Origin of the sequence: Paenibacillus sp. FSL R5-0928 (assembly GCF_037970385.1) — a bacterium.
Taxonomy (GTDB): Bacteria; Bacillota; Bacilli; order Paenibacillales; family Paenibacillaceae; genus Paenibacillus_AQ; species Paenibacillus_AQ odorifer.
This window is the reverse complement of sequence record NZ_CP150225.1, coordinates 3,378,371-3,392,382: the sequence shown is the minus strand read 5'-3', so window position 1 is coordinate 3,392,382 and position 14,012 is coordinate 3,378,371. Positions and strand designations below refer to the sequence as shown.

The window sequence follows — 14,012 nt, the reverse complement described above, 5'->3', positions numbered from 1 at the left end:
AGAATCACTGAAGCGCTAAAGAAACCACTTTACTCCAATAAATTAACTCTTCATCCCTACCATATGCCCCGATACATTGAAACCCTAATGGCATGTTATTTATAGTGGCAGCTGGAATACTCACCGCAGGCGCTCCAGCATATGACCAAATGGCCGTCATTCCGGTCCATCCGGTTCGTGTTCCCCACAGCGGAGCTGTTCCTGCCTGAGCCGGCGAAACCCACAGATCAATCCCCTGTGACTTCTGCACATCTAATAGATCATTTCTGAGCTTGAGTTGTCCGCTACGATATCCTTCCAGTTCTTCCTCAGTAATGGTTCGTCCAGATAAAATAGCCTGCCGTACGGTATCATCATAAAGATCTTTATAAACATCAAATAGTGGATCATGGACTTGCGCCATTTCTCCATGTACAAACCTCACCATGGCATCTCCGTAGATAAAGCTATCTTCCCACGGCATCGCAACTGTTTTTATGCTGAACCCTGCTTCCTCAAGCTTCTTAAGCTGCTTCTGAAAGGTTATCTTGGTGTCATCCTCCAATAATGTCATGTACACACCTTCGGGTATCCCCAGTACAGGTTTACGAGCTTCTTTAAAAGGTCTCCATCCCGTTACAAGCTCAGCGGCGAGAAAGTCCATACCCTCCATATCCTGAGTGAAAAATCCAAACGTATCAAAAGATGGCGACATCAATTGGACACCATCTATAGGGATACGCGCATAACTAGGTTTAAAGCCGACCACTCCGCAAAATGAAGCAGGTGCCATAACAGAACGCAAAGTTTGTGTACCTATCGCAAATGGACAGATGCCCGCGGCAACCGCAGCAGCAGAGCCTGCACTAGAACCGCCAGGCGTATGATCCAGCTGATGAGGATTGCGGGTTGTGATAGGTCCGGCATAAGCAAATTCCTCCGTCACTGTTTTGCCGGTGAACCAAACCCCTTTTTGCCGAAGCTTTTGAATAAAACTGCCTTCAGACTTCGTCAAAGCTTGTGAGGGGAGGTTCGACCCTGCACGGGTAGGCAACCCATCTAAGTGAATTAAATCTTTGATTCCAGCAGGTATTCCATATAGCGATGGTTTAGGAATTTCTGAATACTTCTCTCTTACCCCAGCCACTTCATTTTTTATTCTATCTGCTCGGTTCTCCTCTGGCACGAAAGCACGCACGTGTGGTTCTACCTTATCGTAAAGATCTAAATATTGTGTAAGATATCTATCCATGGTTACATCTGAGATCTTATTGCCCTGAGCAAACTGAGCTAACGAAGATTTATTAATGTACATGTCTGATTGGAACCCTCCTTAATATTCACTTAAACCACTTAAACCAGGAAGCCATTTGAAGACGATTGTATTAATTTGGAACAGCTTCATGTTACTAGTTAACCTTATCTATGGCTATACTTTAGTTCTCTATTTCTATTTTCATCCACAATATTGATTACACGATCCACCCACCCTTGATAAAATTGCTCCTCATGAGAAACCAGAATCACTGTACCTTTAAATTGGATTAAAGCATTCTGTAAAGCATCTTTTGTTTCGGCATCTAAGTGATTGGTGGGCTCATCTAAGATTAAGAAATTACATGCTGTAAGCAATAAAAGACACAGCTTAACTTTAGATTGTTCGCCACCGCTGAGTGTACGGATAGGCTGTGTAACGTGACTATCTTTTACAACACATAATGCTAGATGACGACGTATTTCCTTAATAGTCAATTTTGGATAAAACGATGAGACGATTTCAATAGGTGTCATGTTATCGTTTTCCCAAATTAAATCTTGCTCGTAGTAACCAATAGAGACTTGTTCGGCAAAGCGGAAAGCCCCGGCAACACAGGAGATTTGACCAACTAATGTTTTCAGCAATGTTGATTTTCCGATGCCGTTAAAGCCTGTAATGACTATCTTTTGTCCTCCTCGAATCGAAAATGTTAATTTGGGCAGCAGCGGTTTGACGTAACCAACCACCAGATGGTCTACTCTAAGCGCAACTTGTGCATTAACAGGAAGCTCTTGAAAACGGATAGATGCTTTAGTGACAAACGTCGGTGCAGCGACTCTCTCCATACGATCCAGCTGCTTCTGACGGCCACGGGCAATTCTAGAATTAACACCAGCAACATTTTTCCGGATATATTGCTCAGTGGCTTCAATTTTTTTCTGCTGTGCATGGTACTGCCGGATATGGCTCTCGCGAAAATGCTCCTTCTGTCTCAAAAAATCAGCATATTTGCCATGATATTTCTTAATCGTTTCCCCTTCAATATCGCAAATGCTTGTTGATATTTTATCGAGAAAAGCATAGTTATGAGAGACCACAATGAAGGCTTGATCGAACGCTATCAGATATTCAGCAAGCCAGTTAATATGCGTGGTGTCGAGATAATTGGTGGGCTCGTCGAGCAATAACACATCAGGTTGTTCAAGCAACAGCTTTGCCAATATAACTTTGGTTCGCTGCCCCCCACTAAGCTGATCAATAGGACGGTCCATCCCCATTGCGTTTAATCCTAGCCCCGTAACCACTTTACTGATATTGCTCTCGATAGAATAATAGTTGAGCGCCTCGAGTCGTTCCTGAAGGTCTGCTGCCTTCTGCAAAAGCACTTCATTGCCAGTAACTGCACATTCCGCATAAAGTGCATTCATCTTTTCTTCCATTTTGTATAATTCAGTGAACGCTCGCCTTAAATAACTTTGAACTGTACTTGACCCATCAATAACCGCGTATTGATCAAGATGGCCTATTTTGATATTGGGCTGCCATTTAATCGTTCCACCATCAGGGATCACCTCGCCCGTCAGAATACCAATTAATGTGCTTTTCCCTGTTCCATTCTGACCCACCACACCTACATGCTCCCCTTTGTAGACTTCCAAAGAAACCTGTTTATACAGCACTTTATCTCCAAAAGCATGTGATAAATTAGAAACCTCAAGTAAACTCATTTACTTTCCTCTTTTCTATAATTGTTTTTAAGCACAAAAAAAGCAGAAGACACCGCGCCCTTGGGCGCAAGCCTTCTGCTTATCCGTGCACGAATAGACGGCACAAATAGATAATTGTCAGTTTGGAAACTGAACATTACAAACACAAAAGGCTGTAGACGAAAATTGTCTACAGCCTCTTAATCATTAACATCGGAAGATGGCGTAATCAAATAAGCATGAATAATCACACTAAAATGACCTAGCTATCTTTCGATGATATAAAAAGCGATTCGCTTTTTGATTAAGCTCCGGACAACGTTTCATCGTTTGTATCCGATTGTTCGGAGCAGCTTCTGGTATATAATTTTTCAGTTTCCACATGAATCATGTTGAACCATCCCTTCGTTTGGCTACATTTTAAATCGTGTACCCGCACTTGTCAACCACCATCCGAGAGGTGCTGTTATTTTTTGCGGGCGCGTTTGACCGTACCGATCCTAGTCCCTTGAGGAATTGTAATGAACTGGCTCTTCGATACACCGATAAGCTGTGAAGTATAAATACTACTATGTCCGGAGAATAAATAACTCACCACACAAGCGATAAACATGTATATGGCTCCTTCCGAACCAAACAGCTCGATCCCCATTAAAAAGCAAGCGATAGGCGTGCTAGTAGCTCCACAGAAGACAGCAATAAAACCGAGGGCAGCTAAAAAGGGTCCATACACATGTAATATTTCAGCCAAAGCATTGCCTAGTGTGGCACCAATCACAAATAACGGAGTAACCTCACCACCCTGAAATCCTGTTCCTAAGGTAAAGGCAGTAAAGATCAGCTTCCATAAAAAAGCGAACGGTGAGATATCTCCCTCAAAAGAATCCTTGATTAATGGAATTCCGAGGCCTAAGTAATCACGAGACCCTACAAGGAATACTAAGGCAATGATAATTAATCCACCTACTGCACCTTTTATCATTGGATTGCTTATCATGGCGGTGAAGATTCTTTTTAGAAAATGAGTCAGTTCACTGAAAAGCATACTCACGAGACCAAAAATTACAGAGGCCAATACCACTTTTAGAATAATCATTAAACTTAAGGCTGGAAATTCATTCACTACATAGTGTGTATGATGAACGCCCCACAATCGAGTGGTGACCAGATCACCAACAAAGCTAGCCACAAAACATGGAAGTAATGCCTGTTGACTAATAAGTCCAATGGTTACTACCTCTAGACCAAACAAAGTTCCTGCTAGTGGAGTGCCGAATATAGATCCAAAACCACCGCTAATTCCGCACATTAACAATATTTTGCGATCCATAGGACTGATTTTAATCAGCTTTCCGAACCATTCCGCAAGGCTTCCGCCCATTTGAACAGCTGTCCCTTCACGCCCAGCGGATCCACCAAATAAGTGGGTTACTAATGTTCCGAACAACACCAATGGAGCCATTCGCAAAGGTATGGTTTCTTGTCCGTCCTGAATTTGTTCTAGAATGAGGTTATTGCCTTTAGAACTGTTCTTGCCATATCGCATATATAAGAAACTAACAAGTACTCCCCCAAGAGGCAACAAATAAAGTAGCCACGGATGCTCTAAACGTACATCTGTAACGTAATCCAAGCTTTTCAGAAAAAAAGCAGAGGCGGTGCCGGATAAAATGCCAACCACACTACCAAGCACAATCCATTTGATAAAAGTACTCCAAAGTGCAAAATAACTTCGCTTCTTAGTGATTTCAAACCATCGGGTAGACCATGGATTCATCTCGACAGCTCCTAAGGACAAAATAAATTAGTCTCAACAATAAAACAGACCCCTACCAGGGAAGCTCACACTGGTAGGAGTCATTAGTCTCAGAGAGACAGTTATGGCGAACTCCATCGCCCTTTATAAAACTTAAATTATTCTTCTTCTGAATCTACGTTATGATACACTTGTTGAACATCTTCCAGGTCTTCCAAAGCATCAATCAATTTCTCGAATTGAGCTTGAGCATCTTCTGGGAGTGCCACATAGTTTTGTGGAAGCATGTTTAACTCAGCAACAGTAAATTCAGTGATGCCTGCATTTTTGAATACTTCTTGCACTGCATTGAACTGATCAGGCTCTGCATAAACAATAACTGCATCATCCTCTTCCAGCACATCGCGTACATCAAGTTCTGCATCAAACATCATTTCAATTACTTCATCAGCAGTTTTACCTTCCACACCTATAACGGCCGTAGAGTCAAACATGTAAGCTACTGATCCGCTGACACCCATATTTCCGCCATTCTTACTGAAGGTTGAACGGATCAATGGAGCTGTCCGGTTAACGTTATTTGTGAGCGCATCAACGATGATCATTGAACCGCTAGGTCCAAATCCTTCATAACGAAGCTCTTCATAATTTTCTTCAGCGCTGCCTTTAGCTTTATCAAGCGCACGGTCAATGATCGCTTTTGGTACATTGTAAGTTTTTGCACGTTCTAATACAACTTTCAGAGCCCGGTTCGCTTCTGGATCGGGTTCACCCTTCTTTGCTGCTACATAAATCTCAACACCAAACTTTGCATAAACACGACTTGTGTTTGCGTCTTTGGAAGCTTTCTTTTCTTTAATATTATTCCACTTACGACCCATATTGTTCCCGCTCTCTTTCAACATGAATTAAAAACAATTGTTACTTATTATACCCTTCTTCGATAGCTCTAGTAAAGTGCAGTAGTAGGTTAATCCTCTAAGCTGTCACAATACGTATAGAAAAAGGCTTCTGATTCAATCAGGAGCCTGCTAATTTTTTATAGATTACTGCCATATTTCATCTGCAATCTCTTTAATAAACTGCAGTTTGTCCCATTGTTGTTGATCTGTCAGATGGTTTCCTTCTTCCGTAGAGGCAAAACCACATTGTGGGCTCAGGCACAACTGATTGATATCCACATATTGCGAAGCTTCTTTAATCCGTCCTATGATTTCTTCTTTATTCTCAAGCTCACCTGACTTCGAACTGAACAAACCTAAAACCACTTGTTGATCTTTAATAAATCTAAGGGGTGCAAAATCTCCGGCCCGATCCGTATCGAACTCCAGATAGAAACCATCTACATCCACCGTTCCGAATAACACTTCTGCGATAGGCTCGTATCCGCCGGATGCTGCCCAAGTGGACGCATAGTTCCCACGGCATACATGCATCGTAATTACCATATCTGCTGGATGATCTTTTATCGCTTCGTTATTTACAAATGCGTATAGCTTAGCGATTTCGTTAACATCTACACCCTCTTTTTGACGAGCTTCCCAATATCCTTTATCACAGAGCATCCCCCATGTGCAGTCGTCCAATTGCAGATTACGGCAACCTGCCTCATAGAAGTCGCGAATAACTTCACGATAAGCTGCAGCAATATCAGCCACTAGTTCATCCTGGTTGTTGTAAACCGCTACAGTAGTCTTTTGATTGCGCTGAAGTTCAGCAAGGAACTGCGCTGGCGAAGGAATCGTTTGGCGAGCTACTACATCATTTCCCGCTATGCTAACCAATTGTCTGTAGTCAGCGATCATCGGATGGTTAGTCCCACGGATTTTTCCGGATAATTCTGCAGTTTCCGCTCTAGTCTCTACACCATTAAACAGGTAGCCCACTGGGCTGACTTTCTTTGTTACCCCTTCAAGGCCCCACATAAAATCTAAATGCCACCAAGAGCGACGGAACTCTCCATCCGTTACACCTTTTAATCCGACCGCTTTTTGTCTTTTCACGACTCTGGTAATCTCTGTATCTTCAACCTTGCGCAATTCATCAGCGGAGATTTCATTATTTTGATATTGGACACGAGCTCTCTTAATCGTTTCCGGACGTAAGAAGCTGCCAACGATATCTACTCTGAATGGCACTTCAGTTCTTTGATTTCCTTTTTGGATGGTACTCATAGGGGTTCGTCCTCCTTCTTTGTCTGTGCTTTTCTGTTGAATTCACTATAGCACTGTACAATCAGGACAGGGTAACTCCTAAAAACTATGGCCTACCATAAGCTTACGCTATAGCAGGCCACCAAATTAGCTTATTTAATTATAACCAGACCTCTCGGGCGGTTTCGATCACAAGGCGTACTTTATCCCACTGCTCTTCTTCGGTTAGAATATTTCCTTCCTCCGTAGAAGCAAACCCACACTGAGGACTTAGGCACAGCTTCTCAATATCTACATATTGCGCGGCTTCTTCGATCCTTGCCTTAAGCTGCTCTTTACTCTCCAGACCCCCATGTTTGGTTGTCACTAATCCCAACACTACAAATTGGTCTTTAATAAATCGTAAAGGCTCGAAATCACCAGCTCGTTCATTATCATATTCCAAGAAAAAGGCATCAACTTTTGAATTGGAAAAAAGCACCTCGGCAACAGGCTCATAACCACCAGCAGCGAACCAAGTGGAGCGGAAATTACCTCGGCATACGTGCAGAGCGATGGTCATATCATGCGGACGCTTCGCAATACTCTCATTAATCAGCCTAACATAATCCTTTGCTAACTGATCTGGATCTGTACCTCTACTGCGTAAATGTGCGCGATGTCTACCACTGCTCAGCGTTCCCCAAGTTGTATCGTCTAACTGGAGGTAACGGCAGCCTGCATCGTAAAATGCTTGAATCGCAGTTTGGTAAACCGCTATGATATCTTGAAATAAAGTTTCCTTATCAGGGTAAACTTCATTTCCATTAAACTCCTCCACAAAGTGAAATAATGCAGGTGAAGGAATCGTCATTTTGGGTATTCGGTCTCCCGCCATTTGCTTGAGCTTGATAAATTGCTGGAGCATCGGATGATCTTCAAAGGAAATTCGGTCAACAATTCGGAATGATTCCGCGCGCTGAACCGTTTCCGCTCTTCCACTCCCTTGGTTTAAGTTAATTTTTTCAGTTCCTTTAATTCCAACAAAGAAATCAAGATGCCACCAGGAACGGCGAAATTCACCATCTGTAACTGCTAATAATCCTACTTCCTTTTCTAGTTCCAGTAGTTTAGCAATCTCAATATTCTCTATTTCATAAAGCTCACTTCCTGTGATTTCACCATTCTCATATTGGAGGCGGGCTGCTTTAATTTCTTCCGTACGCAAGAAGCTGCCGACGATATCATAGCGAAAGGGTGGAGCATTTCTCTGGGTGCCAGTTACGGGTCTAATCATACCGATCCTCCTACAGCTATAGTAAAAAATGATTTAGATCAAAATAACTTCCGGAAACCAAGTCATTTAAGATTTCTATATACTTGGATGCCATCACACTAGGTCTGCGATCTTTATGTGCAATCCAACCAACCGTGAATACTTCATTACTCTCAAATGGAATCGTCTTCAGTCCATTACCGTTCAGATCGGATGCCATGATTCCTGTACCCACCGTATAACCGTCCGTGCCCATTAATAAATTGGTCAAGGTTGCCCGGTCATTCACTTTAATATTCTTCTCAATCTGAGAAAAACTTAACATTTCCTCCGAGAAGTGAAGTGAATTGTTCTCACCTTGTTCAAAAGTAATATACGGAAAAGGTAAAATATCGTCCTGCGAAATCCTTTCCTTCTGGGCAAGCGGATGTCCAGTTCTGACATAAAGATGTGGGTCGGTATTAAAGAGTGGTGTGAATTTCAGATTACCATCACTGAACAGCTTATTCATATGCTTATAGTTGCTCTCGTTAATATAAAGAATCCCTAAATCGCTACGGAGGGTACGCACATCTTCGATGATGTCGTAGGTTTGCGTCTCTCTCAAGCTGAAGTTGTACTCTGAGACATCACTTTGCTTCATGAGACTCACAAAAGCATCTACCACAAAAGCATAATGCTGAGTCGAAATGGAAAAATAGATTGGGCTACGCTTTTTCCCAGTATAACGATTCTCCATAAGCTCTGTTTGTTCAATGATTTGACGGGCATATCCGAGAAATTCCATTCCTTCTACAGAAATGCTGATTCCACGGTTCGTCCGTTCAAAGATGGTAATCCCAAGTTCATTTTCAAGCTCTTTAATAGCGTTGGACAGGCTCGGTTGAGAAACAAAGAGCTTCTTTGCCGCCTCATTCATGGAGCCACTATTTGCAATTTCGATAGCGTAGCGGAGCTGCTGCAACGTCACTCCTATTCCCCCTGTTCCAGACCTATTCGTACTGCATTCTGTTTCATACTAGCTGATATCGTAGCATAAATACATCTCTCATTCCAAGATAATCCTTTTCAGGTGCCCAATAACGCGTACTTATTGTGTTCTCTTTTTCCCGGCATCAATCTTGGCAGGATCTAGTCCTTTCCAAATATTTGGCATATCAACCTGTTCTGGATGCTCAAAAACTAAAAAGGCTGTAGGCAAATACCGCTCACCATATTGGGATGAAGGTTTATTCATAATCTCATTGTCTTTTACAAGTACCGTAGAAGATCCACCATCAAGATTAGCCGCTATCACGGCTCCATGCTTAAGCAAAATTTGCTGCACATCATAGAGATTTGCTCCAATACTATAAGTAGGCTGTCGACCGTCAATTACCACAAAAATAATAGCGCCATCTGCCCGCTGACCCATTGCTGTTCTAGGTGCAATCCCCCAACCTTCCGCTGCATTCTTAATCAATCCTTTGCCATTGACGATTAGCCGCGGGCTAAAAGTAACTGCCTCCTGAACCCCCATTTTACTAATCTCATCTAGCGTATAATTCCCGGCAACCATTTTTCCTTGTTTATCAAGACCAACAATCTGTGTAGATTTTTTACCGCCTAGACCGTTGTAATATAATTTACCTTGAGAGACTACAATTCCTATAGGTTTAAAACCGTTACCTTTCCAGTTCGGATCAGCGAATCCACCACCGTTAACTCCGGCGATAGCGCCTGTACGCTTCACCATACTGGTTACTTTTTCACCTGAACCAATCTTATTAGGTATTCCTAGCCGGACTTTGGTTGGATCATTAACAATCATTACATATCCGGTATAACCACTGCCTGAGACATTCTCAATCTCGACAAGTGGCTTCTCTACCACCTCAGGTTCGGGAGCGATCGTATGTGTATCTATTTCGTCCCCCATCTCTTCAAAGCGGGCGGTATACTCGGTTACCCGGTCCTTCAGTTGATCTTCACCTATAATATATTTAGCCATATAGCGATGTTGTGTTGTAATTAGCGTATCTGCGATCGTATAACGTAAGTTCTGAGCCGAGGGTGCAAAATAAAGCCATCCACCAGCAGCGAACATTAAGAATAAGCAGAATAAAAAAACTTTGGATAAGGTGCGAAAAAAACTCCGTTTCTTACGCTTTTTTATTGGTTTCTTAACAGGTTTCTTATTGCGTGCATTGGAACGTTGAGGTAATGATGAAGTGCTCACTTCTAAGTATTCCTCCCTAAATATTACTAATTTGATAATATGTACAACTCGTCCTTATCATAGACGATGATTTTCGTTAAAAGTTTCTGTTTGAGTAATAGTCATCATTTCAAAAACAAAAAAGAGCAGGTTTCCAAAGTTTTGGCTACCTGCTCACATATAGCTAATCAAATTCTAATGTCTTCCTACTCCACCGCCGCTGCTAGCGCTACCGCCGCCACCTGATGAGCCACCACCGCCGGAATAACCTCCTCCACCGGAAGAGCCACTATCATTGTTAGATCTGCTGCTGCTTGAAGAGCTGGAAGAATGTCTTCCTGCTCCTCCACCACTGCTGGAACCTCCACCACCATGGTTCTCGTTGCTTGAGGAATACCTTCCTGCCCCGCCACCGTTAGTAGAGCCTCCGCCACCACTGTTTCCCCAGAAGCTTGACTGTGAGTTATTGGATGGTGTATTTCTATGATGATTATGATGGTGATGATAATAACGTCTATGCCAGCGTCTGCCATAACCGTAATCGGCTTGACCATGCCAAGGACCATAACGGCGTATATTCCTTTGGCTATATGGATTAAATGGCAAACCATACATTTCTATATATCTATTGCGTCGTGAAGCAGTAAATCCAAATAAGATGAGCGAACCAAAAATTGCTGAGAAGATTAGAAAAGCCTTGCTTTTACTAACCGCCTCACCTCCACTTATAGCAGTAGTAGAGGAAGTACCAGAGTTCGTTGTAGTTCCAGGATTAACATTGTTTCCGTTGTTTCCAGTGACTCCTTGCGGATGATCCGCTCTCGCTAACAAGAAACTGTAGAACGAATTAACTGTCGTTGTAGCTCCCGTTCCGTAATCTTTTTTCACAAATTGGGGTTCAAGCACGGTATTTAAAATATTACTAATAGCCTCATTAGTTAAAACCTTGTCGATATCCTTGCCTTGTAGAACATGATAGTTGTCTCCGCCTATGTCCAATACAAGCATAACATCCTTAGGACCAGCACCTACCGAAGCAAACTTCATATAGGTATAGTCCTGCAATGTTTTATCTCCAGCATTTTTTACGGTAACCACATAAATTCCACTTCCGGTTGTTGTTTTATATCTGTTGCTGGAATCGTTCAGATAGTCTTTAGTTACTTTTTTGAGCACACCCGCATTATCGGATACGTAATTTTTGGTACCAACATTTTCTGCCCAAGTACCGCCCATAGCTTGAATAAAAGCTCCATACGTCTTCCTAGCACCATTACTGTATGTTTTAGCTGCGAAATCCGGCTCAAGATATTGTGAAAGAATCTCTTTAATCTTACTGTTAGGCAATGATTCCTCTATACCTTTACCTTGTACCGCCCAATAATCATCATCTTTTATAGAAAGGAGCAGCAGCAGACCGTTATTTTTATCCGCAGCCCCCACACCCCAGCTATTGAAAAGCGATTTTGCATACTCTTCCATCGAAACCCCTTCAGTAGAGTCGACAGTTACAAGCACCACTTGAGCTCCAGTAGCCTGATGTAATCGAATACCGTAGTTCACCATGTAATTCTCTGCTTTCTCGTCAATCACATTCGCAAAATCATTTACATAAAATGAACCCGTATGCTTAGGTACAGCAGTTTTGGCTAAACTTACAGCCGGCAAAAGCAATACACTTAACAATAAGGCAGCAAGTGTGGTACGTAGCAGTATTTTTAGAGTTCTCGTGTTCATATGTACCTCCTGATCTATCATTATCTCTCTTATTTATCGGTTACGCGCGGTTAGCGGAATAGTTCCATTTTATTCTAAACTGGAAATTACACAACAGGAAAAAACGGTTAGAATTTGTGAGGCAGGTGATTTAAGGCGTGCGAGTCGCTTTAGGGGCAATCATCGTGTTGTGTTGAGGGATCAAACTCAAGAACATTGGAGTTTTGGAATCCTCCTACTGGATAACATACTTTTCGCCGATGCATCGGACGCAGGAGACGTTATTTAGTTCATTTGCGGGTTTACTGTAAGCTATCGGACTCAGTTGCAGCTATTTACTCAAAACCACACCACTTATCCGCAAATGTTGGCCTATAAGTGCTATGCAGTCCGATACCTCGGCAAAATGAGCTTAAAAGGCGAAATAGATGCTATACGGTCCGTAACACACTAAACTCTCTTAGCTACTTGTAATAATGGAAGTTTTGGAATCCCTCTTAAACTTCTTAGTTACTTGAGATAATGGGAGGTTTGGAATCCCCCTAAACTTCCTAAGCTACTTGAGGAACATTGGAGTTTTGGAATCCTCCTACTGGATAACATACTTTTCGCCGATGGATCGGACTCAGGAGACGTTATTTTGTTCATTTGCGGGTTTGTGGCAGTCTATCGGACTCAGTTGCAGCTATTTACTTAAAACCACACCACTTATCCATAAATGTTGGCCAATAAGTGCTATACAGTCCGATAACGCAGCAAAATGAGCTGAAAAGGCGAAATAGCTGCAATACGGTCCGTAACACACTAAACTCTCTTAGCTACTTGTAATAATGGAAGTTTTGGAATCCCTCTTAAACTTCTTAGTTACTTGAGATACCCGGAATCTTAGATATACAGCCAATACTCCAACAACAAAAAGACTCAGCATATTGCTGAGCCTCATGAATTTAAAGCCAATTAGTTGGATCTCGAGCTCATGTTCCGTTAAAAATCAAACAGAGTAGTTGTTAAGTAACGCTCACCGGTATCCGGCAGAATTACCACGATGGTCTTGTCTTTATTCTCAGGACGCTTAGCGATTTGTGTAGCTGCGTAAACAGCTGCTCCGGAGGAGATACCCACCAGCAAACCCTCTGTTCTCGCAAGTGCACGTGATACGCTATAGGCATCATCATTTTTCACCTGAAAAATCTCATCCACTACCTCATTATCGTAATTCTCCGGAATAAAGTTAGCTCCAATGCCCTGAATCCCATGTCCCTTAGGACGGCCTCCTGATAAAACAGGGGAGTCAAACGGCTCAATGGCAACGATTTGGACTGCGGGGTTCTTTTCTTTCAACGCTTTTCCAACACCCGAGATAGTGCCTCCAGAACCAACACCTGCTATAAAAATATCTACATCTCCATCGGTATCCCGCCAAATTTCCTCAGCTGTAGTCGTTCTGTGTATTTCCGGGTTCGCAGGATTGCTGAATTGTTGGGGAATAAATGAATTTGGAATTTCCGCAGCTAATTGTTCTGCCTTTCTTACAGCTCCGCTCATCCCTTCAGTTCCCGGTGTTAACACAAGCTCAGCACCTAGTGCCAGCATTAATTTACGGCGTTCAACACTAAATGTATCTGGTAGGACGATGATCAGTGAATACCCCAAGCTAGCAGCTGCAAAAGCAAGTCCAATCCCAGTGTTTCCACTGGTAGGCTCAATAATGACAGAATCTTTATTGATGAGACCTCTCTCTTCCGCATCTTTGATCAATGCATACCCAATACGATCCTTAACACTACCTGCAGGATTAAAAGATTCCAACTTGGCAAGAACCCTTGCTTCTACGTTTTGGGTTTTACTATACTTTGAAATCTCTAATAACGGTGTATTTCCGATCAGATCGGTTAAGCTCTTGTAAATATTAGCCATAATGATCCGCACCTCATTTCTTAATTTCCAATCAAATTACTCTGTATTAAGTCTAGCAGGATTTAAAGGATTTAC

10 protein-coding genes and 1 riboswitch are annotated in these 14,012 nt (G+C 42.4%); all 10 genes read right to left on the bottom strand.

The window, feature by feature from the left end; translation table 11 throughout:
- Window positions 1-4: 4 nt before the first annotated feature.
- The 10 genes from MKZ16_RS15300 to cysK all read right to left on the bottom strand — a co-directional run bounded on the left by MKZ16_RS15300 (window position 5) and on the right by cysK (window position 13,937).
- A complete protein-coding gene (locus MKZ16_RS15300) occupies window positions 5-1,294 on the bottom strand; it encodes an amidase (protein WP_076105625.1) in 1,290 nt (429 codons plus the stop codon).
- A 104-nt stretch (window positions 1,295-1,398) separates the two neighbouring features.
- The gene (locus tag MKZ16_RS15295; protein WP_076105624.1) at window positions 1,399-2,964 is read right to left on the bottom strand and encodes an ABC-F family ATP-binding cassette domain-containing protein; all 1,566 of its coding nucleotides are present in this window, start codon (window positions 2,962-2,964) and stop codon (window positions 1,399-1,401) included.
- A 445-nt stretch (window positions 2,965-3,409) separates the two neighbouring features.
- Complete coding sequence (locus MKZ16_RS15290) at window positions 3,410-4,720, bottom strand: voltage-gated chloride channel family protein (RefSeq protein WP_038570813.1); 1,311 nt, start codon at window positions 4,718-4,720, stop codon at window positions 3,410-3,412.
- 67 nt (window positions 4,721-4,787) lie between these two features.
- Window positions 4,788-4,850: riboswitch (Fluoride riboswitch) on the bottom strand.
- Window positions 4,851-4,857: 7 nt separating this feature from the next.
- On the bottom strand, window positions 4,858-5,580 hold the full coding sequence (locus MKZ16_RS15285) for a YebC/PmpR family DNA-binding transcriptional regulator (protein WP_036678376.1): 723 nt from the start codon (window positions 5,578-5,580) through the stop codon (window positions 4,858-4,860).
- Between the two features lie 165 nt (window positions 5,581-5,745).
- Window positions 5,746-6,873 (bottom strand): 5-methyltetrahydropteroyltriglutamate--homocysteine S-methyltransferase, encoded by a 1,128-nt coding sequence (locus MKZ16_RS15280; RefSeq protein ID WP_076105623.1) that lies wholly within the window; start codon window positions 6,871-6,873, stop codon window positions 5,746-5,748.
- A gap of 139 nt (window positions 6,874-7,012) precedes the next feature.
- Window positions 7,013-8,128, bottom strand: coding sequence for a 5-methyltetrahydropteroyltriglutamate--homocysteine S-methyltransferase (locus MKZ16_RS15275; RefSeq protein ID WP_076105622.1), 1,116 nt, complete (start codon window positions 8,126-8,128; stop codon window positions 7,013-7,015).
- Window positions 8,129-8,144: 16 nt separating this feature from the next.
- Window positions 8,145-9,077 (bottom strand): LysR family transcriptional regulator, encoded by a 933-nt coding sequence (locus MKZ16_RS15270; RefSeq protein WP_076105621.1) that lies wholly within the window; start codon window positions 9,075-9,077, stop codon window positions 8,145-8,147.
- A gap of 120 nt (window positions 9,078-9,197) precedes the next feature.
- Entirely contained in the window at window positions 9,198-10,325 is a 1,128-nt protein-coding gene (locus tag MKZ16_RS15265) for a phosphodiester glycosidase family protein (protein ID WP_076105620.1), read from the bottom strand.
- A gap of 174 nt (window positions 10,326-10,499) precedes the next feature.
- Window positions 10,500-12,041 carry a TPM domain-containing protein gene (locus tag MKZ16_RS15260; RefSeq protein WP_076105619.1) on the bottom strand — a complete coding sequence of 514 codons (1,542 nt, stop codon included), beginning with the start codon at window positions 12,039-12,041 and terminating at the stop codon, window positions 10,500-10,502.
- 963 nt (window positions 12,042-13,004) lie between these two features.
- Window positions 13,005-13,937 carry a cysteine synthase A gene (gene cysK / locus MKZ16_RS15255; protein ID WP_036678108.1) on the bottom strand — a complete coding sequence of 311 codons (933 nt, stop codon included), beginning with the start codon at window positions 13,935-13,937 and terminating at the stop codon, window positions 13,005-13,007.
- Between the last annotated feature and the right edge of the window lie 75 nt (window positions 13,938-14,012).

Excerpts from the sequence above, each read along its gene's own strand:
- cysK (WP_036678108.1), bottom strand. The coding sequence starts at position 13,937 with ATGGCTAATATTTACAAGAGCTTAACCGATCTGATCGGAAATACACCG.
- MKZ16_RS15280 (WP_076105623.1), bottom strand. The coding sequence starts at position 6,873 with ATGAGTACCATCCAAAAAGGAAATCAAAGAACTGAAGTGCCATTCAGA.
- MKZ16_RS15260 (WP_076105619.1), bottom strand. The coding sequence starts at position 12,041 with ATGAACACGAGAACTCTAAAAATACTGCTACGTACCACACTTGCTGCC.
- MKZ16_RS15295 (WP_076105624.1), bottom strand. The coding sequence starts at position 2,964 with ATGAGTTTACTTGAGGTTTCTAATTTATCACATGCTTTTGGAGATAAA.
- MKZ16_RS15275 (WP_076105622.1), bottom strand. The coding sequence starts at position 8,128 with ATGATTAGACCCGTAACTGGCACCCAGAGAAATGCTCCACCCTTTCGC.
- MKZ16_RS15290 (WP_038570813.1), bottom strand. The coding sequence starts at position 4,720 with ATGAATCCATGGTCTACCCGATGGTTTGAAATCACTAAGAAGCGAAGT.
- MKZ16_RS15300 (WP_076105625.1), bottom strand. The coding sequence starts at position 1,294 with ATGTACATTAATAAATCTTCGTTAGCTCAGTTTGCTCAGGGCAATAAG.
- MKZ16_RS15285 (WP_036678376.1), bottom strand. The coding sequence starts at position 5,580 with ATGGGTCGTAAGTGGAATAATATTAAAGAAAAGAAAGCTTCCAAAGAC.